Source organism: Nocardia heshunensis (assembly GCF_054782115.1).
Window position 1 is genome coordinate 110,145 of record NZ_BAAGTC010000008.1, and the last position, 22,610, is coordinate 132,754.

25 protein-coding genes are annotated in these 22,610 nt (G+C 68.0%); 12 read left to right on the top strand and 13 right to left on the bottom strand.

What is annotated here, in order from left to right:
• Window positions 1-12: 12 nt before the first annotated feature.
• The 4 genes from ACYVN4_RS26615 to ACYVN4_RS26630 form a co-directional block, all read right to left on the bottom strand.
• Window positions 13-1,347 (bottom strand): amidohydrolase family protein, encoded by a 1,335-nt coding sequence (locus ACYVN4_RS26615; protein ID WP_460724746.1) that lies wholly within the window; start codon window positions 1,345-1,347, stop codon window positions 13-15.
• A 118-nt stretch (window positions 1,348-1,465) separates the two neighbouring features.
• Window positions 1,466-2,587: a winged helix DNA-binding domain-containing protein gene (locus ACYVN4_RS26620; RefSeq protein WP_460724747.1), complete on the bottom strand. Its 1,122-nt coding sequence runs from the start codon at window positions 2,585-2,587 to the stop codon at window positions 1,466-1,468.
• Between the two features lie 39 nt (window positions 2,588-2,626).
• On the bottom strand, window positions 2,627-3,601 hold the full coding sequence (locus ACYVN4_RS26625; RefSeq protein WP_460724748.1) for an NADPH:quinone oxidoreductase family protein: 975 nt from the start codon (window positions 3,599-3,601) through the stop codon (window positions 2,627-2,629).
• 110 nt (window positions 3,602-3,711) lie between these two features.
• Entirely contained in the window at window positions 3,712-5,511 is a 1,800-nt protein-coding gene (locus ACYVN4_RS26630; protein ID WP_460724749.1) for a serine/threonine-protein kinase, read from the bottom strand.
• 315 nt (window positions 5,512-5,826) lie between these two features.
• Here ACYVN4_RS26630 and ACYVN4_RS26635 point away from each other — a divergent pair, with 315 nt between their 5' ends.
• Together ACYVN4_RS26635 and ACYVN4_RS26640 are read left to right on the top strand one after the other, a co-directional pair.
• Window positions 5,827-6,600, top strand: a complete 774-nt coding sequence (locus ACYVN4_RS26635) for an acyl-[acyl-carrier-protein] thioesterase (protein WP_460724750.1) — start codon at window positions 5,827-5,829, stop codon at window positions 6,598-6,600.
• Between the two features lie 83 nt (window positions 6,601-6,683).
• Window positions 6,684-7,460, top strand: coding sequence for a hypothetical protein (locus tag ACYVN4_RS26640; RefSeq protein ID WP_460724751.1), 777 nt, complete (start codon window positions 6,684-6,686; stop codon window positions 7,458-7,460).
• 63 nt (window positions 7,461-7,523) lie between these two features.
• Here ACYVN4_RS26640 and ACYVN4_RS26645 read toward each other — a convergent pair whose 3' ends face one another.
• Window positions 7,524-9,191, bottom strand: coding sequence for an FAD-dependent oxidoreductase (locus ACYVN4_RS26645; RefSeq protein ID WP_460724752.1), 1,668 nt, complete (start codon window positions 9,189-9,191; stop codon window positions 7,524-7,526).
• A gap of 227 nt (window positions 9,192-9,418) precedes the next feature.
• On the opposite strand from ACYVN4_RS26645, the gene ACYVN4_RS26650 reads away from it, so the two are divergent.
• Window positions 9,419-9,910 (top strand): SixA phosphatase family protein, encoded by a 492-nt coding sequence (locus ACYVN4_RS26650; RefSeq protein ID WP_460724753.1) that lies wholly within the window; start codon window positions 9,419-9,421, stop codon window positions 9,908-9,910.
• A gap of 27 nt (window positions 9,911-9,937) precedes the next feature.
• On the opposite strand, the gene ACYVN4_RS26655 is transcribed toward ACYVN4_RS26650, so the two are convergent.
• A complete protein-coding gene (locus tag ACYVN4_RS26655) occupies window positions 9,938-10,141 on the bottom strand; it encodes a hypothetical protein (protein WP_460724754.1) in 204 nt (67 codons plus the stop codon).
• A gap of 128 nt (window positions 10,142-10,269) precedes the next feature.
• On the opposite strand from ACYVN4_RS26655, the gene ACYVN4_RS26660 reads away from it, so the two are divergent.
• Both ACYVN4_RS26660 and ACYVN4_RS26665 read left to right on the top strand, forming a co-directional pair.
• Window positions 10,270-10,722, top strand: coding sequence for a MerR family transcriptional regulator (locus ACYVN4_RS26660; RefSeq protein ID WP_460724755.1), 453 nt, complete (start codon window positions 10,270-10,272; stop codon window positions 10,720-10,722).
• 3 nt (window positions 10,723-10,725) lie between these two features.
• Window positions 10,726-11,727: an aldo/keto reductase gene (locus tag ACYVN4_RS26665; RefSeq protein WP_460724756.1), complete on the top strand. Its 1,002-nt coding sequence runs from the start codon at window positions 10,726-10,728 to the stop codon at window positions 11,725-11,727.
• Window positions 11,728-11,746: 19 nt separating this feature from the next.
• On the opposite strand, the gene ACYVN4_RS26670 is transcribed toward ACYVN4_RS26665, so the two are convergent.
• The gene (locus ACYVN4_RS26670) at window positions 11,747-12,373 is read right to left on the bottom strand and encodes a GTP cyclohydrolase II (RefSeq protein ID WP_460724757.1); all 627 of its coding nucleotides are present in this window, start codon (window positions 12,371-12,373) and stop codon (window positions 11,747-11,749) included.
• 30 nt (window positions 12,374-12,403) lie between these two features.
• On the bottom strand, window positions 12,404-12,835 hold the full coding sequence (locus tag ACYVN4_RS26675; RefSeq protein WP_460724758.1) for a MerR family transcriptional regulator: 432 nt from the start codon (window positions 12,833-12,835) through the stop codon (window positions 12,404-12,406).
• 60 nt (window positions 12,836-12,895) lie between these two features.
• Here ACYVN4_RS26675 and ACYVN4_RS26680 point away from each other — a divergent pair, with 60 nt between their 5' ends.
• Genes ACYVN4_RS26680 through ACYVN4_RS26695 form a run of 4 tightly spaced genes read left to right on the top strand, consistent with a single transcriptional unit; the run spans window position 12,896 to window position 15,511 of the window.
• Window positions 12,896-13,651, top strand: coding sequence for an alpha/beta fold hydrolase (locus tag ACYVN4_RS26680; RefSeq protein WP_460724759.1), 756 nt, complete (start codon window positions 12,896-12,898; stop codon window positions 13,649-13,651).
• A gap of 59 nt (window positions 13,652-13,710) precedes the next feature.
• Window positions 13,711-14,190: a carboxymuconolactone decarboxylase family protein gene (locus ACYVN4_RS26685; protein ID WP_460724760.1), complete on the top strand. Its 480-nt coding sequence runs from the start codon at window positions 13,711-13,713 to the stop codon at window positions 14,188-14,190.
• A 3-nt stretch (window positions 14,191-14,193) separates the two neighbouring features.
• Entirely contained in the window at window positions 14,194-14,508 is a 315-nt protein-coding gene (locus tag ACYVN4_RS26690) for a GNAT family N-acetyltransferase (RefSeq protein ID WP_157393575.1), read from the top strand.
• Window positions 14,509-14,524: 16 nt separating this feature from the next.
• Window positions 14,525-15,511 (top strand): pirin family protein, encoded by a 987-nt coding sequence (locus ACYVN4_RS26695; RefSeq protein ID WP_460724761.1) that lies wholly within the window; start codon window positions 14,525-14,527, stop codon window positions 15,509-15,511.
• Here the strand turns inward: ACYVN4_RS26695 and ACYVN4_RS26700 are convergent, their stop codons facing one another.
• Entirely contained in the window at window positions 15,512-16,351 is an 840-nt protein-coding gene (locus ACYVN4_RS26700) for a helix-turn-helix transcriptional regulator (protein ID WP_460724762.1), read from the bottom strand.
• A 166-nt stretch (window positions 16,352-16,517) separates the two neighbouring features.
• Between ACYVN4_RS26700 and ACYVN4_RS26705 the strand changes: the two genes are divergently transcribed.
• A complete protein-coding gene (locus ACYVN4_RS26705) occupies window positions 16,518-17,525 on the top strand; it encodes an aldo/keto reductase (RefSeq protein ID WP_460724763.1) in 1,008 nt (335 codons plus the stop codon).
• Window positions 17,526-17,528: 3 nt separating this feature from the next.
• Here ACYVN4_RS26705 and ACYVN4_RS26710 read toward each other — a convergent pair whose 3' ends face one another.
• From ACYVN4_RS26710 to ACYVN4_RS26720, 3 genes are all read right to left on the bottom strand, one after another.
• On the bottom strand, window positions 17,529-17,999 hold the full coding sequence (locus ACYVN4_RS26710; protein ID WP_460724764.1) for a PaaI family thioesterase: 471 nt from the start codon (window positions 17,997-17,999) through the stop codon (window positions 17,529-17,531).
• Between the two features lie 106 nt (window positions 18,000-18,105).
• The gene (gene mqo / locus ACYVN4_RS26715) at window positions 18,106-19,797 is read right to left on the bottom strand and encodes a malate dehydrogenase (quinone) (protein WP_460724765.1); all 1,692 of its coding nucleotides are present in this window, start codon (window positions 19,795-19,797) and stop codon (window positions 18,106-18,108) included.
• A complete protein-coding gene (locus tag ACYVN4_RS26720) occupies window positions 19,757-20,293 on the bottom strand; it encodes a CGNR zinc finger domain-containing protein (RefSeq protein WP_460724766.1) in 537 nt (178 codons plus the stop codon). Before ACYVN4_RS26720 ends, mqo begins: the two co-directional genes overlap by 41 nt.
• Before the next feature lie 39 nt (window positions 20,294-20,332).
• On the opposite strand from ACYVN4_RS26720, the gene ACYVN4_RS26725 reads away from it, so the two are divergent.
• Both ACYVN4_RS26725 and ACYVN4_RS26730 read left to right on the top strand, forming a co-directional pair.
• Window positions 20,333-21,286, top strand: a complete 954-nt coding sequence (locus ACYVN4_RS26725) for an EamA family transporter (protein ID WP_460724767.1) — start codon at window positions 20,333-20,335, stop codon at window positions 21,284-21,286.
• Window positions 21,287-21,363: 77 nt separating this feature from the next.
• Complete coding sequence (locus ACYVN4_RS26730; protein ID WP_460724768.1) at window positions 21,364-22,080, top strand: hypothetical protein; 717 nt, start codon at window positions 21,364-21,366, stop codon at window positions 22,078-22,080.
• 17 nt (window positions 22,081-22,097) lie between these two features.
• Here the strand turns inward: ACYVN4_RS26730 and ACYVN4_RS26735 are convergent, their stop codons facing one another.
• Entirely contained in the window at window positions 22,098-22,553 is a 456-nt protein-coding gene (locus tag ACYVN4_RS26735) for a hypothetical protein (protein ID WP_460724769.1), read from the bottom strand.
• Window positions 22,554-22,610: the final 57 nt, after the last annotated feature.

A 22,610-nucleotide genomic window follows, 5' to 3' on the forward strand; every position in this document is an offset into this window, starting at 1 on the left:
CTCGATTAACTGTTATCGCATGCCATTCAGGCGCCGCACGAGGTCGCGCTCGTCGATGCGGGTGCTGCGGCCGTCGCGGATCACCGCCTCGCCGTCGACCCATACGGTGTCCACCACCCGGGGTGACGCCGTGGTCAGCAGGGTCGCGCCCGGGTCGTGGACGGGCAGGCAGGCGAAGTCGCGGTCGAAGCGGATCAGGGTGAGGTCGGCGCGGTCGCCGACCGCGATACCCGCGGGTCCGGCCGGTGCGCCCAGCGCGGTGGCCGCGCCGCGGGTGGCCAGGTGCAGCATGTCCGCGAAGGGCAGCAGGTCGGCGCGGCGGTGGTGGGCGCGTTGCAGATACGCGCCCATGCGCAGGGCCAGCAGCATGTCCTGGGTGTCGTTGCTGGCCGCGCCGTCGACGCCGAGCCCGACACCGATTCCGGCCGTGAGCATTTCGGGGATCGGGGCGACGCCGCTGCCCAGGCGCATATTGCTGAGCGGGTTGTAGGAGACGCAGACGCCGCGGGCGGCGAGGATTTCACGGTCGTGGGCGTTCACACGGACGCAGTGCACGGCCAGGGTGCGCGGGCCGAGCAGGCCACCGGCGTCGAGGTAGTCGACGGCCGAGCGGGCTGCATGCAATCGGCACATGTCCTCGTCGGTGTCGGTCTCGAGCAGGTGGATGGAGATGGTTTTGCCGGTGGCGTCGGCGAATTCGCGGACGGCGGCCATGCCATCGGGAGTGAGGCAGCGGGGATTGGGGACCGCGAGCGCGGTGGTGATTCGCGAATCCGCCAGGCGGGCATCGAGTTCGGCGAGGTGGGCGAGGACGTCCGGAAGCGGTTGCACCAGCCGGGGATCCATCCCCCACTTACGGGTGGGGTCGGCCCGATCGGCGATGCCGCGCCCGAACACCACCCGGATGCCCAGCTCGCCCAGCGCCCGCAGGGCGGCGTCGTGCACGGCCTCCGACGGGTTCGGCCACATGTGTTCCACGACGGTGGTGACGCCGCTCCGCAGCACTTCCAGCCCACCGGCGAGCGCGGCCAGATAGGTCTGCTCGGGGGTGGCGGCGACGGTGAATTCGCCGACGCAGTGCAGCCATTCGAGCAGCGGCAGCCCCTCCCCCGCGCCGCGGAGAACGGACTGCTGCAGGTGGGTGTGGGTGTTGACGAAGCCGGGGATCAAATGGCCACCGGCGGTACCGGGCAGATCGAGACCGGCACCCGCGCCGGGGCCGATGGCGGTGATCACGCCGTCGGTGACCACCACGTCTCGGCTCGCGAGCCAGCGGGGTCCGTCGGGGGTGGCGGTGTAGGCGGTGACGTCGCGAATGACGACAGAATCGGGCACAGTGCGCACCATGCGGCATTCCTTCCGGAAATGCGGCTGGTTCGCCCGCTGTGTCCCAGCGGTACCCGTGCGCCCGTTTCAGCCATGAGCGCCGTGCCGGGAAGCCTAGCCGGGCAAGATTTCCCGCCGGTTAATCCTTGCCGGGTCGCAGATCCGCGCCGGGGGCGAGGAGTTCGACGCTGGGGGTGCGATCGGGTTCGAGGAAGTCCAGCAGGGCGGCGGCCTCGGATTCGACGGCGGCGCGAGCGGCGGCCGACCACGCGGTGTGCGGCAGGATCCGCAGCCGGGCGGTGTCGCCCTTGGTGAAGACCTTGTAAACGCCGGTCAGATAGCCGTCGACGAGCACCGGGGAGACCTGGTTGGCGAAGGCGCGCAGGGGTGGGGCATTGCCGTCGGGGACGATGCGGCTTCGATCCTGGTGGGACAGAATCGCATTGTCGTACCAGCCCAGCAGCCGGACGGGGGCGGGCAGGTCCGGATCGGCGAGGGTGGCGTCGGCGGCGTCGTAGAGGGTGCGGCCGCGCTCGTCGGTGTAGGTGCGGACGCGGTCGCCGAGCTGCTCGACGGCCTTCTTCATGCCGGTGAGCTTGGACCAGGTCTGCATGTCCATGGTGGTGGCGGGACCGAAGGCGCGCAGGTAGCGCAGCAGGAGTTCCGCGAGCGGATAGTCGGGATCCAAGGGTGTGCCGAGCCAGGGTTGGACGCGGGACCAGACCGGGCGGCTGCTGTCGCCCCAGCGACCGCGGGGCGGGGTTTGCAGGACCGGGAGCTGATACAGCCACGCCTGCACGACCGCCCCCGGATCGCGGTCGGGATACAACGCGGCGGCATGTTCACGCAGGGTCGCGGCCGGGGTGGGGTCGGCGCCGAGCACCGATTCCCCCTGTGCGCGAACCTCTTCCGGATCCAGCCCGACCAGCGCACCGAAGTTGAAGCCCTTGCGGAACGGGATCTTCTCCAGCTCCGGCTGGATGTGCGGGGCGATGCGCACCGCATCCGGCGGGGTGACCAGATGAATGGTGCCGCGCATCAAGGTGATTCGCACCAGCGACCGGTCGTCGAGGGCCTTCGACACCGTCTCCGGGTCGAAATCGACCGTGCGACTCCACAGTGCGACGAACGGCGGCAGCATGTCCTGGGCTTGCAGCCCGATCAGGTGGTCACACAGGTCGGGCACACCGAGCGTGGATCGCTCCAGCAGGTGCTGCCGCGCGAGCAGTGTCCGGTTCAGAATCCGGTTGGACAGCTTCACGATTCAGCACCGTACGGGAGCGTCACGGCGGTGTCCCGCTCAACGCAGCGTGACGACGACCTTGCCGGTCGCGGTGCGCTTGTCCAGCGCCGACACGGCCTCGGCGGTGTGCGCGAGGGTGTAGATGATCGGGTCCGGCGGAACGATCTTGCCGTTGGCCAGCAGCGGTTCCACCTCGGCCCACTGTTCCTGCAGGTAGCCCGGGTGGGTCATCACCCATTCGCCCCAGGCCGCGCCGATCACCTCGACGTTCTTGAGCAGCAGCCGGTTCACCTTCACGGTCGGGATATCGCCCGCGGTGAAGCCGACGACCAGCACCCGGCCGCCGGAGGCCAGCGATCGAATGCTGTCGGTGAAGCGGTCGCCGCCGACCGGGTCGAGCACGATGTCGACGCCGCGGCCGCCGGTGAGTTCCTTGACCGCGGCCAGCCAGCCGTCGGTGAGCACCACGTCCGTGGCCCCGTTGGCGCGCGCGACTTCGGCCTTCTCCTCGGTGCTGACCACCGCGATGACCCGGCCCGCGCCCAGCGCCTGCGCCATGCGCAGCGTGGAGGTGCCGATGCCGCCCGCCGCGCCGTGCACCAGCACGGTCTCGCCCTCGGCCAGGCGGCCGCGGTTGCGCAGGCAGAAGTGCACGGTCAAGTCGTTGAACAGCACGCCCGCACCGGATTCCAGCGAGACGTTGTCGGGCAACTTGAACACCATGTCGGCCGGCGTGACCGCGACCTCGGCGGCGGCATTGCCCAGCAGCGTCAGCGCCACCACGCGGTCACCGGGGACCACGTGCGCGCCCTCGGGAGCCTCGCGGACGATGCCCGCGACCTCGCAGCCCACGACATACGGCAACTGCGGCTTCATCTGGTAGAGCCCGCGGGTCATGAGCACGTCGGGGAAGGCGATTCCGGCGGCGTGCACGTCGATGACGACACCGCCCGGATACCCCGCCGGCTCCGGGAAATCGAGAACCTCGATGGCCTCCGGGCCTTCCAGTTTGCTCACCACGGCTGCGCGCATTCTCGATCAACTCCGATCAATCCACTGGCGGATATTGCTGAACGTAGTCGATGCACCCGGGCCCTGCCAACGATCATCCATCGGGCGCGAGGGATTTCCGTGGATCCGGCTCAGCGGTGGGCGTATTCGAGCATGGATTCATTGGCCAAGCTCTGGCCGCCGTTGCTGATGACCAGGGCGTAGGCGGTGATGCTGTACTTGGTGCCGTCGGTCGGGTTGGTGACATTGAAACCGCCGGTGCCGTCGGGGACCGGGTCGTCGAGCTGGATGCCCGCGTTGTCGCTGATGCGCAGGCCCTTGTAGTAGAAGCGGCCCGCGGAAGTGCGGCAGACGACCAGGCGCGACTTCTCGGTGCGGCCGATGGCCATGGCCGGATCGTCGGCATTGCAGCGCGGGCTCTGGGAGGTGAAACCCTGTGCGTCCGTGCCGGATACGGACCCGGTCAGCGGGACCAGGGTGGTGGTCGGCGCGGTGGTGGTGCGGTAGGCGGCGGTCGTCGTCACCGCCGGGCCGGTCGTGGTGACCTGCGCGGAGCTGCCGCCACCGGCGGAGCTCGACGACCCGGACAGGTACTTCCAGCCGAGCACGCCGCCCAACACCAGCACCACGCCGATGAGCGCACCCACCAGCAGCGGCAGGTTGCTGCGCTTCGCGGGCGGCAAAGGCAGTGGCGCGGAAGGGTGTTCGCGGGGCGCGGTCGGATCCGGATAGGCAGGCTGGTAGCCGGGCGGACCAGTCACCGGCTGCCGTCGAACGGTCGGATCGTAGTTACCCGGGCCGGAGTACACGGGCGGGCCGACCACCCGCTCGCCGCTGGAATGCGCGGCGGGCCCGGAAAGTCGTTGCGGGCCTGACGGATCCACCGGACCCGAGGGACGCACCCCGGACTGGTAGCCGACCGGTCCCGACGGATTCGTGCCCCGAACCGGCCCACGGCCCCCGTAGGGCTGCGCCGGACCCGACGGATGATCGAGGTATTGCGGCCCCGAATGGCCGGGCGCGACCGTCCCGCCCGGCGGCACCGCCGGGCTCGGGAGGGTCGGCGGGGCGGGCGGGATGATCCGGACGGGTTCCTGTGCGGCGCGCCGGAGCGCCGCCCGGGCGGCGCGCGCGAGTTGCCCGGCACTGGCATAGCGGCGGGTCGGATCCTTGGCCATGCCGATGGCGACCACCTGGTCCAACCCGACGGGGACGCCCGCGCGGATGCTCGGCTGGGGCGGCGGGGTCAGCATGTGCGCACGGATATTGGCCAGATTCCCCTCCACCAGGAACGGCGGCCTGCCGGTGAGGGATTCGAAGAGCACGCACGCCAGCGCGTAGATATCCGCACCGGCCGAGACGGACGCGTTGTGCTCGAAGCGCTCCGGGGCCATGTAGGCGAAGGAGCCGATGGCATTGCCGGTCTGGGTCAGCTGGGCATCGGATTCGGCGTGCGCGATACCGAAATCGACCAGGTAGGCGAACATTTCGCCGGTGAGCAGAATATTGGCGGGCTTGACGTCACGGTGCACCAGGCCGCTCTCGTGGGCAGCGTCGAGCGCGGCGGCCATCTGTTCCACCACCGACACGGCCTGCTCGGGCGGCAGCGGACCCTCTTCGCGCAGATACGCCTTGAGGTCGCGGCCCTTCACCAGGCGCATGTCGATGAACAGGACGCCGTCCACCTCACCCCAGTCGTGGACCGGAATGACGTGCGGCTCCTGCAATTTGGCGGCGGTGCGGGATTCGCGACGGAAGCGTTCGATGTAGCTCGGTTGGCGGGCGAGATCGGCATCCAGCAGTTTCACGGCGACGACGCGGTCCCGCACGGTGTCGTAGGCCTCGTAGACCTCGCCCATGCCGCCCACCCCGAGCAGCTTGCGCAACTCGTACTGCCCGAACCGCGAACCGGCCCTCTCGCCTGCGGCCACCCGCTAGTCCTCCCTACTGCTGGATGTACACCAGGAAAGGCTACGGCGACTGCGGCGCACTGTCATTACCCGCGCACGACCCCCTAGCGGTGGACTCGCGATTTCGATATCCCGGCCCCCTGGAGCGAAACACTGGCGTTCCCGGAACAGAAGTACAGGTGACTCGACGCGAGTGTGTCCCGCACGACCCGTAGAGTCATGTCACAGACTTCGGTCAGCAAGCACCTCACCGGTGCTTACGGAAAGACATGCGGCACGCCGGGTCCAAACCGGTACCGGGTTGAACCGGAACGGCGTGCAGCGCGAGGAGCACCAGTGTCACTCGATGAGCCACTCGCCCCGCTTCCCGAGGAGGGCATGGGCTTCGCTTCCGCGTGGCCGGTCCGGGCCGGCGATGTGGATCCCTATCACCGGCTGCGATTCGACGCGGCGGCTCGCTACCTCCAGGACATCGCCTGGGAGGAAATGCAATCCGGATTCTTCCACCGCACCGACCCGGCCTGGATCGTGCGCCGCACGGTGGTGGATGTGGTGCGGCCCATCCACTGGCCCGACCGGGTGGAACTGCGGCGCTGGTGTTCGGCCATGTCGACGCGGTGGACCAATATGCGGGTGCGGATCACCAGCGCGGACGGCGGTTTGATCGAGACCGAAGGGTTCTGGATCAATATCAACGAGTTCACCAATATGCCGACCCGCATCAGCGATGAGGGCCTGGCCGAACTCGGCCGCACCACCGACGAGCACCGGCTGCGCTGGCGGCCGTGGCTGACCGATCCGACGCCGCCGGAGTCGGACGTGGATCTGCCGTTCCCGGTGCGCGCCACCGACATCGACCAGTACAACCACGTGAACAACGCGGCGTACTGGCAGGCGCTCGAGCAGTATCTGGTCGACTATCCGAAGCTGGTGGCGGGGCCGCATCGGGCGGTTATCGAGTACATCGCGCCGGTGCTGGCGCGCCAGCACGTCAGTGTGCGCAGCCGGTACGAGCCGGGCGATCGGACGGGGCATCCGTCGCTGCGACTGTGGTTCGTAGTGGGCGGGGTGACCACGACCGCGGTGCGGATCGGGCCACTGCCGGGCTGAAAACGATGCTGCCGGGCTGATCTTTCGCGACATTCCCTGGCAACCAACGCGTTCGCTGATCATTTGCCTGCGAGACTTTCGCCATGCGATTCACTCGTCTCGTCCTCTGCGTGGCCCTACCGGTACTGGCCGTCGGCGTCACCGCGTGCAGCCACTCCAAGGATTCCGCGAAGAACACCACGTCGACCACGGTCGCGGCGAGCAGCACCACCGCACCGGCCACCTCGACCACCCCGCCGCCCGGTCCGAAACCCTTGCCGCCCAACCCGACCCGGCCGCCGGTCCCGACCACCATCGCCCCCGCCGATGTCAATTGCGGACCGGTAACCGGAGCGAATGGCAAGGATGCCGATGTGATCGCCTACGCCAATCAGGCGGGCATCCCGGGCTGCACGGAGGCCATTACCGTCGCCAGCAACTACGTCAATGCCACCCGCTCCGGTGACGCCGTCGTGGTCGACGGCTGGACCTGCGAACCGCAGCCCGACACCGCCATCCCGCACATCTGCTTCAAGGACGGGTTCATCATCGGCCTGCGCGGCGCGGCCGCCCCGAACCTACCCGCGCCGCCGACCACCACTCCCCCGCCGACCACCACCTCGGTCGCGCCCGCGGGCAATGTCAACTGCGGCACCGTGACCGACGCGGGCGGCGGCACGCGCACCGTCCTCGCGGTGGCGACACCGGCGGGCACCGTCGGCTGCACCGAGGCCATCAATGTGGCCACCCAGTACGTGCAGACGATCAGCGACACCGATGTGGCCACCATCAACGGCTGGTCCTGCAACGCCCAGCCCGTCGCCGCCTACCCGTCCATGTGCGCCAAGGACGGCCTGCAGATCGAGCTCGGCTCCCAGTAGGCCGAGACCGGAAACGCAACGCGGCCCCACCCGAATTCGGGTGGGGCCGCATCGTTTCGGGGTTTATCCCTTGGCTGCCTTGAGCAGGTCCTCGACCTTGGTGAACTTCACGCGGGGGCGGCCGCCGGCCTTGCCCGCGTTCTTCTCCGCGGCGTCGATGGCCTTCCAGCCGTCGCGGCCGATCTGATCGGGCTGACGCTCGGACAGCAGCGCTTCCAGGGCGGCCCGGTTGCCCTGCGGGGCAGCGAGCTTGCCGCCGGTGAAGTCCGCGATCAGCTGATCCACGGTCTCCTGCGAATCGACCCGGTTGGAGCCGATCACGCCGCGCGGACCGCGCTTGATCCAGCCGGAGACGTAGACGCCCTGAACCGGGTTGCCGTCGGCCAGGACTCGGCCCTTGTCGTTGGGAATGACACCCTTCGACTCGTCGAACGGGACATCCGCGACCGGCTGACCCTTGTAGCCGATGGACCGCAGCACCAGCGACGCATCCAGCGAGCCGGTGCGGTCGGAGGCGCGGGCCACGGTGCGGCCGTTCTCCTCCACCAGCTCGTTGTGCACGTATTCGATGCCCTCGACCTTGTCCGTGCCGGTGACGGCGGTGGGCGAGGCCAGGTAGCGGAACACGATGCGCTTGTGGTCCGGGTTGCGCTTACCGGCCGCGTATTCCTTGGCCAGGGTGTACTTCAGCGCGAGCGAGGGCTCCACTTCGGGATCGTCCAGCTCGGCCTGCGAGGCCGGATCCAGCACCAGGTCCTCGGGGTCGACGATGATGTCGACGCCCTTGAGGTGGCCCAGCGCCAGGAATTCCGAGGAGGTGTAGGCGGCCTGCAGCGGACCGCGGCGGCCGAGTACGACGACCTCCTTGATGTTGCTGCGGCGCAGCGCATCCAGGGCGTGGTCGGCGATATCGGTCTTGGCCAGCTCGTCCGGGTTCACGGTGAGCACGCGAGCGACATCGAGGGCCACGTTGCCGTTGCCGACGATGACGGCACGCTCGCCCGACAGGTCGAACTCGCGGTCGGCGAAGTCGGGGTGGCCGTTGTACCAGGCCACGAACTCGGTCGCGGAGTGGCTGCCGGGCAGGTCCTCGCCGGGGACGCCGAGGCGGCGGTCGGTGGCCGCGCCCACAGCGTAGATGACCGCGTGGTGGTGGCCGAGGAGTTCTTCGTGCGAGATGTGCTTGCCGACTTCCACATTCAGCCGGTACTGCAAGGCTTCGCGCCGGAACGCGGACTCGAACAGACTCGCCACCGACTTGGTGCCCGGGTGATCCGGGGCGACGCCGGCGCGCACCAGACCGTAGGGGGTGGGCAGCCGGTCGAACAGCTCCACCTCGACGTCCGCGCGGCGCAGCAGCTCCTCGGCGGCGTAGCAGGCGGCGGGACCCGCACCGATGACGGCGACCCGCAGCGTGCCCAGTTCCTTGGGCGCGCGGGAGGGTGCGACCAGCGGCTCGAAGTTGGACTCCAGCGGATGCCGCACGAAGTAGGCGGCATTGATGTCCTTGAACCGTGCCAGCGAGTTGAGCAGGTCGTCCTCGGAGAAGATCGCGTCGACCGGGCAGGCGTCGACGCACGCGCCGCAGTCGATGCAGGTGTCCGGGTCGATGTAGAGCTGCTCGGTCGTGGCGAACTCGCGTTGCTCAGGCGTGGGACGAATGCAATCGACCGGGCACTCGGGTACGCAGCTGGCGTCGTTGCAACAACGCTGCGTGATCACATAGGCCATATCTCGCAGATCCTCGAAACTGTCGCGTGGTGCTACTCGGGCTCGGGCTCGAGCAGAGTCGGTAGAACACGTTCTAATATAGGCGGCATTCCATCGGGTGTCGGCACGGCGATGTGACGCCACCTTCAGTGTGCCTCGAGTGTGAGCACTGTCTCGCTTCGGCACTGGCGTGCACCGCTGTGAGACCGGTCTCGGGGGCTGACTCGAGGACACCTACCGTAATACCTATGGTGCGGACTCTCATCTTGATGCGGCACGGCAAATCCGGTTACCCCGATGGCGTGGCCGATCACGAGCGGCCGCTGGCCCCGCGGGGGCAGCGTGAGGCGGCACTCGCCGGAGACTGGCTGCGCGCTACGCAACCGACCATCGACGCCGTGCTCTGTTCCAGTTCGACCCGGACCCGGGAGACGCTGGCGGCCACCGGCATCACCGCGCCGGTGGCCTACGAGAAGGCGATCTACGACGCATCCCCGCATGCGCTGATCGAATTGGTGCAGCTCACCGATGCCGCCGTGGAGACGCTGCTGCTGATCGGGCACTCACCCGGAATGCCTTGGACGGCATGGGAACTGGCGGCCAATCGGGATTCCGGACCGGCCGCGGAATTGAGCGCGAAATTCCCCACCTCCGCGCTGGCGGTCATCGAATTCGACCGGCCGTGGGCAGCGGCCGACCCGGGCACAGGTGAGCTGGTGCGCTTCCACGTGCCGCGCTGAGATCCGACGGGGGACGTTCGGCCGGAATCAGCCGAGTAGCTTGCCCTTCCACACCACGACGCCGCCGAACACCAGCAGGAGTAGCAGCGCGGGCCAGAACCCCAGCAGCCACCACACCACACCGAGCACCACGACGACGGGCAGCGCGGCGATGGCCGTGATGACGGGCTGATCCTTGGCCGCTTCCAGGGCCGACCGAGCCCTGATCCGATCCATGTCTTTTCCAGGCATGACCCCAGCGTAGGCGCGCGATCGTCCCGCGGCTCGGCTCATCGAATCTCTGCGCACATTAGCCTTGCTTGGAGTGCACTCCAACCCACTAGCGTCGTGAGTGGTTCGGCAAGAGAAGGGTGAGACCGATGAGCGCAGCACCGGTGGCAACGGCAACCACGTCGGAACTCGAGCGGCCGCGGTATTCGATCGGCGAGGTGTCCGATCGTTGCGGTCTGACCCGGGACACGCTGCGCTGGTACGAGCGCATCGGCCTGATGGACTACGTGGGCCGGGACCACAGCGGTCAACGTCGCTTCAGCGATCGGGATCTGACCTGGCTGGCGTTCATCGGAAAACTGCGCAGCACCGGCATGTCGGTCGCCGACATGGTCAAGTACGCCGAACTGGTACGGGCCGGTGAGCACACCTACCCCGAACGCCTCGAGATGTTCCGGCGCACCCGCGCCCAGGTCCTCGAACAGATCGAGGAATTGCAGTCCACCCTGGTCGTTCTCGACCGCAAGATCGCGCTCTACGGGGGCGGGCCCGTCTGCGAGCCCAGCCTCCTCTCGAATTGCACTGCCAGTGAAGGGGATTGATCGATGACCAGCACAGCGGCCCTGCCCACCACCGCCCTCGGCACCATCCGGGTCGGCGCGCAGGGGTACGGGGCCATGGGTATCAGCGAGTTCTACGGCCCGACCGACGCGGCCGAGGCGCGCGCGACGCTGGAGCGGGCGCTGGAACTGGGCGTGACGCTCTTCGACACCGCCGATGTCTACGGCAGCGGCCACAATGAGGAATTCCTCGGCGAGTTCGTGCGGGCGCACCGCGAGAACGTGGTGCTGGCAACGAAATTCGGGATCGTGCGCAAGGCCGACGATCCCGCGTTCCGCGGCATGGACAACTCGCCGGAGTACATCCGAAAGTCGGTGGACGGCAGCCTGAAACGGCTCGGCATCGAGGTCATCGACCTGTACTACATGCACCGCAAGCAGCCGGGCGTGCCGGTCGAGGACACCGTCGGTGCGATGGCGGAACTCGTTGCGGCAGGCAAGGTCCGGCAATTGGGCCTGTCCGAGGTGACCGGCGCGGAACTGCGCGCCGCGCATGCGGTGCATCCGATCGCGGCGGTGCAGTCGGAGTGGTCGCTGTTCTCGCGGGACGTGGAGCGCACCGCGGTGCCCGCGGCCGCCGAACTGGGCGTGACCTTCGTGCCCTATTCGCCGCTGGGTCGCGGCTTCCTGACCGGCGCGCTGCCGGTGGCCGGTGAAGGCGATGTGCGACGCGGCATGCCGCGCTTCAACGGCGAGAACGCCAGGGCGAACGAGGAACTGCTGGCTCCGCTGCGCGCCATCGCCGCGGCGCGCGAGCTGACCCCGGCCCAGGTGGCGCTGGCCTGGGTGCACGCGCAGGCGCGGGTGCACAGCCTGTCGGTGGTGCCGATTCCCGGCACCCGCAGCCAGACCCGGGTCGCCGAGAACGTCGCGGCCGCCACCGTGAAACTGACCGACCTGGAACTCGCGGCGCTGGACGCGATCGCCGACCAGGTGGCCGGAGATCGCTACGCGGACATGAGCTTCGCCTCGGCCGGACGCGAATAACCTTCCGGCCCCACCGGGCTCACCCCACCAAGCGGATGGTGTGCCCGGTGTGGTCGGCCTTGGCGCGCAGGTAGCGCAGGTTGTCGGGGTTGACGTGGACGCCGGTCGGCAGCGTGTCGCGCACGGCCACACCGAGTTCCGTCAACTGCCGCACCTTGTCGGGGTTGTTGGTGAGCAGATCGAGCTCGCCGACCCCGAGCGCGGCCAGCATCTGAGCGGCCGCGGTGTAGTCGCGGGCGTCTTCGTCGAAGCCGAGTTCGGTATTGGCCTGGTAGGTGTCGCGGCCGGCGTCCTGCAGCGCGTAGGCGTCCAGCTTGTTGTAGAGGCCGATGTCGCGGCCTTCCTGGCGCAGGTACAGCAGGATGCCACCGGCGTCGGCGATGCGTTCCACGGCCTCGCGCAGCTGAGGTCCGCAGTCGCAGCGGGCGGAGCCGAAGACGTCGCCGGTGAGGCATTCCGAGTGCAGCCGCACCAGCGGCGTCCCGCCGTCGAGGTCGGGCTCGCCGAGTATCAGGGCCAGGTGCTCACGGCCGTCGGACAGGCCGTCGAAGGTGACCGCCTCGGCGGTGGTCGTGTACCCGTCGGCGAAGGTCAGCGGAATCCGAACGCGGGTGCGGACACTCGCGACGGCGAAAGTGCTGCTCATCAATGCTCCTGAAGCCAGGGACCATTCCGATCAATGCTGAACGGCGGCAGCCTGGAGGTTATTCCTGGGCGAATGACCGGCAGCCGGACGACCGGCCTCGGGATCCGGGTCGAACGGGGCGGACAACACCACATCCTGTTGCCGGGCCAGCAGGTCGCGTTGCCGGGTGAGTTCGGCGATCTGATCCTCGAGCCGGTTCAGGCCGTCGCCCACCACCTTTCGCGAGTGCTCGCAGTGCTGGAAGCCGGAGTCGGTGGCACAGGGCAGCAGTTCGCGGATCTCCCGGGTGGGCAGTCCGGCGTCGAGCAGCTCGCGGATGCGGCCGACCCGGGCCACGGCCGCTGCCGGATAACTGCGATAGCCGTTCGAATCGCGGTGCGGGACAAGCAGTCCCTGCTCCTCGTAGTAGCGCAGCAGCCGCGGCGCGACGCCGGTGGTCCGGGACAGCTCGCCGATCAGCATTGTGACCTCCCACACATCGCGTTGACCTTCACACCCATGTGAATCCCTAACGTCGCCGCCATGACGAACATTTCTCTGCACAAGACCCAGGTCACCGGCTCCGGCCCCGCCATCGTGCTGGTGCACGGCGGGGGCGGCGGCATCGACGCGAACTTCGGCGGGCTGATCCCGCTGCTGGCCGCCGACCATCTGGTCATCGGCTCCGACTTCCCTGCCGACGACACCCCGCTCACCCTCGACGCTCTCGCCGACGCCCTGGTGGCCGAGGCGGTGGCGAACGGCGCGGAAACCTTCAGCCTCGTCGCCTTCTCGCTGGGCACCGCCGTCGCGATCCGCGCCGCCGTCCGGCATCCCGAGCGGGTGCGCGGCCTGGTGCTCACCGGCGGCTTCGCCCGCCTCGACAATCGCGGCCTGATGAATGTCGATCTCTGGCAGCGGGCCCTGGCCGCCGGGGATCGGGAGGCGTTCGCGCGCTACGTCATGCTGGCCGGGTTCAGCAAGGAATTCGTGAATGCGATTCCGGCGGAACAGCTCTCCGAGATCCTGGCGCAGACCGCGGCGAACGTGCCCGGCGGCACCGCGGCGCAGGCCGCCCTGGTCGAGGCCGCCGATGTGCGCGACGATCTGGCGAATGTCGCGGTGCCGACGCTGGTCATCGGTATGACCGGCGATCTGCTGTCCGACCCCGCCAATGCGCGGGAGCAGGCGGCGGGCATTCCCGGCGCGCGGTATCGGGAACTGCCGGGCGGACATGTGGTCATGATCGAGCAGCCCGAGCTCTGGTACGCGGCTGTACTGGAGTTCTTCGCGGACTGAAACGCCAATTTTCAGACCGGAAGGCATGGTTCGCGTTCTCGGCTTACGATGCAGCCACTATGCAGTCTGTAACTCACGACCGGATATGGATCGACAAGCAGACGCCCGAGGCCTTCCGCGCCTACGAGAGCGTCGCGGTCGCGGTCCGGGACGCCGCCACGGCCGCCGGCCTCGACCGCTCGGTCATGGAACTGGTCAACGTCCGCGTTTCCCAGCTGACCGGTTGCCCCTTCTGCCTGGACCTGCACTCTCGCTATGCCCGCGCCGCCGGCATCACCCAGCAGCAACTGGATGTATTGCCGGCCTGGCAGCGCAGCCCCTACCTGTTCACCGATATCGAACAGGCGGCCCTGCAGGTGGCCGAAACAGTGACTTCGTTGCCGGATGAAAACAGCATGCAGCGTGAGTATGCTGCTGCGCGGCAACAATTGTCGGATGACCAGATGTCTGTCCTCATCTGGGCTGCCACCACTATCGGCGCGTTCAATCGCGTGTCGATTATGAGCAAACATCCGGTGCGGGTGCGGAAGGAGAACTGAACAATGAGCGAACAGGCCGTGGCGGCCGCAGTCGTTCGCAACGACGCGCAACACCGGTACGAGGTGTGGTACGGGAATTCGCTCGCCGGGTTCAGCGAGTACCGCGAGCGCGACGACAACGACACCACCTTCATTCACACCGAAGTGGACCAGGAATTCAGCGGAAAGGGCCTGGCGAATCTGCTCGCCCAGGAGGCGATCAAGGATGTGATCGCCCGCGGTCGCGTCATCGTGCCGCGCTGCCCGTTCATCAAGAGCTGGCTCGACAAACACCCGGAATACGACGAGTACGTGGTGGGCAAGGGCATCAAGAGGTGATCGGGAAGGAGCGGAAATGAGTGATCTCGAACCGCAGCCGGAGGCATCGCTGTGCGAATCCTCCGGCCGGCCGGGCCCGCGCACGGAATTCTTTCCCGCGCGGGAGGTCCCGCTGGGCGGCGTGCGCGGAGTGACGGTCTTCCGGACGCTGCCGCAGCGTGACCTGCCCACCGTGGGCGCGTGGTGCTTCCTCGATCACTTCCACCCCGGCTCGGAGATCAACCCCGACGGCCATGACATCGAGCCGCATCCGCACATCGGATTGCAAACGGTGACCTGGCCTTTGGACGGCCGCATCCGGCACCGCGACAGCGTCGGCTCGGATGTGGAGATCGCGCCGGGGCAGTTGAACATCATGACCTCGGGACACGGCATCGCGCATTCGGAATACCGGGTGCCGGGGCATATCTCGGGGAACGGTCTGCAACTGTGGGTCGCGCTGCCGAACGAATCCCGGGATATCGCACCGCATTTCGAACAGCACACCGAGTTGCCCCGGTTCTCGATTCCCTCGGTCGAGGGCATCGTGCTGATCGGGACATTGGGCGGGGTCACCTCACCGGCGACCGCGTACACCCCGATCGTCGGCGCGGATCTGCGCGTGGCGGCCGACGCGGATACCGCGCTGCCGTTGAATCCGGAATTCGAGCACGCGGTCCTGGTGATCGAAGGGGCCGTCACAATCGACGGCTCACTCGTCGAGCCGGGCAGCCTGTGCTATCTGGGCAGTGATCGCGAATCGATTCGGTTGCACGACACCGCGGGTGCGCATCTGCTGCTGCTCGGTGGTGAGCCGTTCGGCGAGGATCTGGTCATGTGGTGGAACTTCGTGGCGCGCAGTCACGAAGAGATCGAACAGGCCCGAAACGATTGGGAGAAGCACGATGTCGGCCGGTTCGCCGATATCGCCGGACATACGCCGGAACAGCGGATTCCGGCACCGCCATTGCCAGGCTTGCATTTGAAGCCGAGGAAACGACGGTGCGGGGTTCCGCACGAATAGTCAGTTGCTGGTCATGGATTGAGTTCCGATGACCCGCAACAGATCCAGCTTCTCCTGCGTATCGGTATTCGGCGCGGGGTAGTAGATCAGTACATGACGGGTGGCGCTGGGCGTGAGCAGCGGTTCGCAGATCAGGTCCAGCACACCGACTTCCGGATGAACCACGCGCTTGGTGTGGCCACGTCCCGAACCGACTTCGTGCTCGTTCCACAACCGCTCGAATTCCGGACTGGCCGCACGCAATCGCGTCACCAGCTCGGTCACATCGGCGTCACCGGCGCGGCGGGCCGCAGTGGCGCGCAGATCACCGACGTGCTTGTGGCTCATCGTCTCCCGATCCTCCACCGGGTAGCTCCCACGGAACTCGGCGTCGGTGAACCAGAGCCACGGAACACACCGGTCCAGACCACGCCGCTGGGAGAAGTCCCCGGACAGCAGGATGTGCATACGGTTCTGCACCAGCACCTCGCCCAGGTCCGAAATGACCACCGCCGGAGTGTCGTCCAGCTTCGAGAGCACATGCAGAATGCCCGGACCCACATGACTGTCCCCACCCCGCGAGGGCGCTTGCTGCCCCGCCAGGTGATACAGATGGTCACGCTCCACATCGGTCAGCCGCAGCGCCCGCGCCAGCGACGCCAGCACCTGCACCGACGGCCGCGGCCCGCGCGCCTGCTCGAGCCGCGCGTAGTAGTCCGTCGACATCCCCGCCAGCATCGCGACCTCATCGCGGCGCAGTCCCGGAGTACGACGCCGCGCCCCCGGCGGCAACCCCACGGTCCCGGGTTGCAGCTGCTCACGGCGGCGGCGCAGGAAATCTGCCAGCTCGTTGCGATCCATCCCCCCACTCTCCCCTGTCCGAGACCTGCTATCCAGGTACCGACGATCCCAGTCATGCGGGTCACCGCGGTATCCACCACGGTCCCCAGGCCGTAGCCAGGGATCGGCGATCCCTGGATGAACGGTCCTCTCCCGCCGATCCCTGGATCCGGGCAGTGTTATCGGCATGACGCAGACACTCAGCACCGTTCAGCTCGGCCAGACCGGGCCTGCCGTTTCCCGCCTTGCCCTCGGGGCCATGGGGATGTCCGGCATGTACGGCACGGCCGACGAGGCCACCTCCATCGCCACCGTGCACGCCGCCCTCGACTCGGGCGCGAACCTCATCGACACCGGCGACTTCTACGGCATGGGGCACAACGAACTGCTCCTGCGGCAGGCGCTCGCCGAGCGTAAGCGCGAGGACTACCTGCTCAGCGTGAAGTACGGTGCGCTGCGCGGTCCCGACAACAGCTTCGGCGGGGTCGACACCCGGCCGGCGGCCACCAAGAACTTCCTCGCCTACTCGCTGCAGCGGCTCGGCGTCGACTACATCGACATCTACCGGCCCGCGCGGCTGGATCCGAACGTCCCGATCGAGGAGACCATCGGCGGGCTCGCGGACATGGTCAAGGCCGGGTACATCCGCCACATCGGGCTCTCGGAGGTCGGCGCGGAGACGCTGCGCCGGGCCGCGGCCGTGCACCCGATCGCCGATCTGCAGATCGAGTACTCGCTGATCTCGCGCGGCATCGAGGCCGAAATTCTGCCCGTGGCACGTGAACTCGGCATCGGCATCACCGCCTACGGGGTGCTCTCGCGCGGCCTGCTCAGCGATTCGATGCGGCCGGGGCAGCAGTTCGCGCCCAGTGACTTCCGGGCGCACAGCCCGCGCTTCCAGGGCGAGAACCTCACCGCCAACCTGCGTTTGGTCGACGCGCTCGCCAAGATCGCGGCCGACCACGACGTGACCGTGGCGCAGCTGGCCATCGCCTGGGCGCTGTCGCGGGGCACCGACATCGTGCCGCTCATCGGGGCGCGCAAGCCGGAGCGCTGGACGGAAGCCGTTGCGGCGGCGGACATCCAGCTCTCCGCCGACGAGCTGGCCACCATCGAGGCGGCCGTGCCCGCCGACCAGGTCGCGGGCGGCCGCTACGCCCCGGCGCAGATGGCCATGCTCGACAGCGAGCGCTGAGCGCTACTTCCGACGCGGGCGGATCACCGCGGTGAAAGCCGCGGTGGCCACGGGCTTGCCGGTGACATCGGCGATCGTCACCGGCACCTCCAGCTCGATCTCCGTGCGGGACGCGATATTCGCGCGGGTCTTCTCGAGCGTCTCCGCGGTCAGCTCGGAGGTGGCGCTGAACGGGCCCAGCTCGCCCTTGGCGCGGGCCAGGTAGTCGATGCGGCCGTTGCGGGCGACGATGAAGGTGTCGCCCAGCAGATCGGTGATGCCGGAGATGGACGCACCCATGGCCGCGGTCTCGGCCAGACCGAACAGCAGCGCGGCGTGCACATCGCCATTGTGGTTGTAGTGCTCGGGCCGACCGGCCATCCGCACCACATTGCGGCCGGGCGCGTATTCCACGCCCTCGATGCCGGTGAACTGGATGAAGCCGAGCTTCTGGAAGCCCGCCATCACCATCTCGCCCATGGTGGCGCTGTCCATCACTTCTCCTGCCGACGCGAAATTGAAACGTGTTCTAATTTCATACCGGGGCGGGAGCGGCTTTGTCCATGAGCGGCTTCGTTCGCGGCAGCTTCCTGCCATCGGGTCAGCCGACCACACGTCCTTGCAGGCCCAGCACCTCGGCCGTGCTCGCCATGGTCTGACGCGCCAGCCGGGCATCCTTGGCCAGACTGTGGCCCAGCGTCGGCATCAGCTCACGCAGGCGCGGCTCCCACAGCGCCGCGTAGCGCGGGAAGCAGCGCTCCAGCACCTCCAGCATGATCACCGGGGCGGTCGAGGCGCCCGGCGTGGCACCCAGTACCGCCGCGATCGAACCATCGTGCGCGGCAACCACTTCGGTACCGAATTCCAGCACGCCACCGCGTTCGGCGTCCGGCTTCACGATCTGGGCACGCTGCCCCGCCGTGATCAAGGACCAGTCCTCGGCGCGGGCCTCCGGCACGAAATTCCGGAGCGCCGCCAGTTTCTTCTTACGCGTCGATGCCACCTGAGAAGCCAGCAGCCACACCAGATCCCGGTTCTGTTTCAGCATCGACAGGAGGGGCCCGACATTGTCCGGCCGCAGCGAAGCCGGGGCATCGAACAGCGAACCACGTTTGAGGAAACGGGGATTCGAGCCCGGGAAGGGGCCGAACAGCAGCGCCTTGGTGTCGTTCACGACCCGGGTGTCCAGATGCGGCATGGAAATCGACGGCGCACCGACCGGACCGCGGCCGTACACCTTGGCCTCGTGCGCGGCCACCACCTCCGGATTATCACAGCGCAGGAACCGGCCGCTCACCGGCAGCAAACCGTAGCCGTGGGCCTCCGGGACGCCCGCCTTCTGCAGCACCTTCAAGGCCCAGCCGCCCGCACCCGCGAACACGAAGCGCGCGTCCACCTTCCGGGTGAGCCGATCATTGTCGGTGCGCCAATCCACCCGCAACTGCCAGGTGCCGTCATTGTTGCGGCGCATGCCGCGCACCTCGCAATTGCGATGGATCTCGACATCACGCCACCGCAGCCAATGGAAAAGCTGGCCGGTGAGCTCCCCGAAATCGATATCGCTGCCGGTGATGTCGCGGGTCGCGGCGATCGGCTCGGCAGCGTCGCGCCCGGCCGTGAGCAGCGGCGCCCACTCGCCGATCACCGCCGGATCGTCACTGAATCGCATATTCGCGAAAAGGTGATGCGCGGACAGGGTTTCGTGCCGGCGGCGCAGGAAGTCCACCTCGTCGCGGCCGCGCGCCAGCGTCATGTGCGGCACCGGATTGATGAAGGTCGACGGATCGCGCAGCACCTTGGATGTCACCAGCGACGCCAGCAACTGGCGGGTCAGCTGGAACTGCTCGTTGAGTTCGAGCGCGGGCTCGATATCGATCGAACCGTCCGGATTCTGCGCGGTGTAATCGAGTTCGCACAGACCCGCATGACCGGTACCCGAATTGTTCCAGGCCGCCGAGGCTTCCGACCCGACCTCAGGCAAACGCTCATAGACCGCGATGGTCCAACTGGGCTCCAGATGCTTGATCAGCATCGCGAGCGTCGCACTCATAATGCCGCCGCCGATCAATACGACATCGTAAGGCCGGAGCGGCAGTTGTGTTCTCATCGTCATTACCTGGAAAACCCCGATTGAACTCGTACAGCGTAGAGGCACGCTAGCACCATCCACCGGCCCGCCAGGGCGGCGCAGCAACCCTATCGCCGAACCCGCGCCCGCGCACCCGGAGCTATCGACCCCTGGCGCGACGCGATCAGCCGACGGCCTTGCGGGCCCGATAGGCCGCCACCGCATTGCGATTGGTACAGGCGGGCGAGCAATAACGGCGCGACCGATTACGGGACAGGTCCAGCACGATGCCCTCGCAGGTGTCGTCGGCGCAGATGGCCAGACGCGACAGCTCGTCGGCGCGGATCAGGTCGATCATGGCCATGGCGGTCTCGACGGCGATGCGCACCTCCAGCGGAGCATCGGGCGGAACGGCGTGAATGTGGTAGTCCAGGTCGTCGTGCCGGACCAGCTGCGGGACCGCGCGATGCTGCGCCAGGATGCCGTTCACCAGGTCGACGGCCGCGTCACGATCGGCGGTGAGCAGGCGCCGCAGGGGGGCGCGCTGGGCGCGGACCGCGGCCAGTTCGGCGGCCGTGTGGACGTGCCTGCCGGTGTAGCCGTGCCGGTCGAAAAAGGCGTCGAGCTGCGCGATCTCGGTGAGCGTGTCCGGTTCCTCGGCCGAGTTCACCAGCTCGACCGCCGCGGCCATGGCCGCCACCGTGTCATCAGCGAAAAGCACGTTGACATATTACACACGCAGCCCTTAGCGTCATTAGTCATGACGACTTTGACTCATGACACGGTGGTGACTTCGCACCGGTTGCGTACTGGCTTGCTCGCCGCCGTGTTGTCGGCGTCGTCCTTCGGTCTGTCCGGACCGCTCGCGCGCGGGCTGATGGACGCGGGCTGGAGCCCGGCCGCGGTCGTCATCGTGCGCGTCCTGCTCGGCGCGGCCGTCCTGCTCCCGGTCGCCCTGGTGCAGCTGCACGGGGACTGGAACCTGCTGCGCCGCAATGCCGGACTACTGCTCGGCTACGGGCTGCTCGCGGTCGCCTCGGCGCAACTCGCGTATTTCAACGCGGTCGCCCACATGGCGGTCGGGGTGGCGCTGCTGATCGAATACACCGCACCCATCGCGGTCATCGTGTGGCTGTGGTTGCGACACAGTCAGAAGCCGGGTCGCGCAACGGTTCTCGGCGCGATCATCGGGATCGCGGGCCTGATCCTGGTACTGAACCTGCGAGACGGGGCACATACCAGCTGGGTCGGCATCGCCTGGGCGATGGGCGCGATGGTCGGCGCGGCAGCGTATTTCATCCTGTCCGCGCACGCCGGGGACGCCGTTCCCGGAACCGTGCTGGCCACCGGCGGGCTGCTGGTCGGCGGTGTCGGCATCCTGGCGGCCGGACTGATCGGCATCGTGCCGTTGCACGCCACCACGAATCCGGTGGCGTTCCAGGGCTTCACCGTTGATTGGTGGGTGCCACTGCTCGCGCTCGGCGTGATCACCGCGGCCATCGCCTACGTCACCGGCATCACCGCCACCCGACTGCTCGGCTCCCGGCTCGCCTCCTTCGCTGCGCTCGGCGAGGTGCTAGCGGCCATCCTGTTCTCCTGGGCGCTCTTGGGACAGACGCCCGCGCCGATTCAATTGCTCGGCGGCGCATTGATTCTCGCCGGCGTGGTGGTTGTGCGACTCGGGGAGCCCGGCGAAGACCTCTCTGCGCCATAACTCTTCACATCTCGAGTTGATAACGGTAGTTTGTCGCAAATGCCGGGGGAACTCGTCCGCGACCGAGAGAAGCCACCATGCGTGTCACCAAATACCTTGCGCCCGCCCTGCTCTGCCTGACCGCCACCGCGGTCTCAGGCACCGCTTTTCCGGGCACGGCCGCCGCCGACCCGGCCCCGGCGCCCGCGCAACCCGCCCTCCAGATCAACGGCACCGACCACAACATCGGCTACAACGTGGCACTCTCCAACGACGAGCGCTCCGCGGTCAGCACGCTGCAGGCGGGCCACTTCCTCGCCACCTGGGACGGCGAGGCGGTCATCGTCACCGACGACAACGGCGTCCTGGTCTCCACCATCCCGCTGAAGTACGACATCGCCGGTAAGACAGCCGAATTCACCCCGGTCATCGACCAGGACAACCACCGCCTCACCCTCACCCCCGTCGCCGAATCCGCGACCCCCCTGCACGATGTCGACGCTCAGCAGCGCCTCTTCGACGTGGTCCAGGCGCACATGCCCGCCGTGGCCACCGGTGCGGCCATCGGAGCCACCATCGGGTTCATCGCGGGCTTCCCGCTCGGCCTGTTCGTCGTCGACTTCATCACCGCCCCGCTGCTCGCCGTGGTCGGCGGGGTCATCGGCGGCGTGGTCGGACTCGCGGTGGACGGTGGCCAGGAAGCCTCCGACGCCACCACCGACTACCTCAACTCACTGGCCCCCGGCACCGGCGACGCCTTCCGGCCCGCCTTCGCGGCGCTGTCCGCCCTCCCCATCCCGATGCCCACGAACTGACAAGCCCGCCAACCGAATCAGTCGAGGAAACTCACCGATTCGATCGGCAACGAGTTGGCCCAGTGGTACCACCAGACGTTCACCTCCTGCGTGAGGCCGAAACGTAGGGTGTGACCGTTCGCTGGGCCATCCACCACCGTCCACAGGCCATTGGGCTGCCCGATCACGCGGCTGACACTGCCGTCGGACCAGGAGAATTGGCCGAGGGTCGGCGAATCGAGTGCATTCCAAGGCAATTCGGCAGTGAAGTGGCCCGCGGTGATGCCAGGCAGCAATGAACTCGAACAGCCCCAGACATCCGCTTCGCGGTGGATACCCTGGCCCGCGCTGCCCGTACCGGGCACCATGGTTCCGGTCAACAGGCCACCGTGGGCGCAGCCGCCCGGACCCGGATCGGCCTGCGCGAGCGGCAGACTCACCGACAACGCCGCCCCGCACAGCAGGGCCACGACCACACCACGACGAGCAGACATGCCGAATCCTCCCGGCCGGGGGCTAGCAAAACCGTCGCAACCAGCATAAACCCGGCT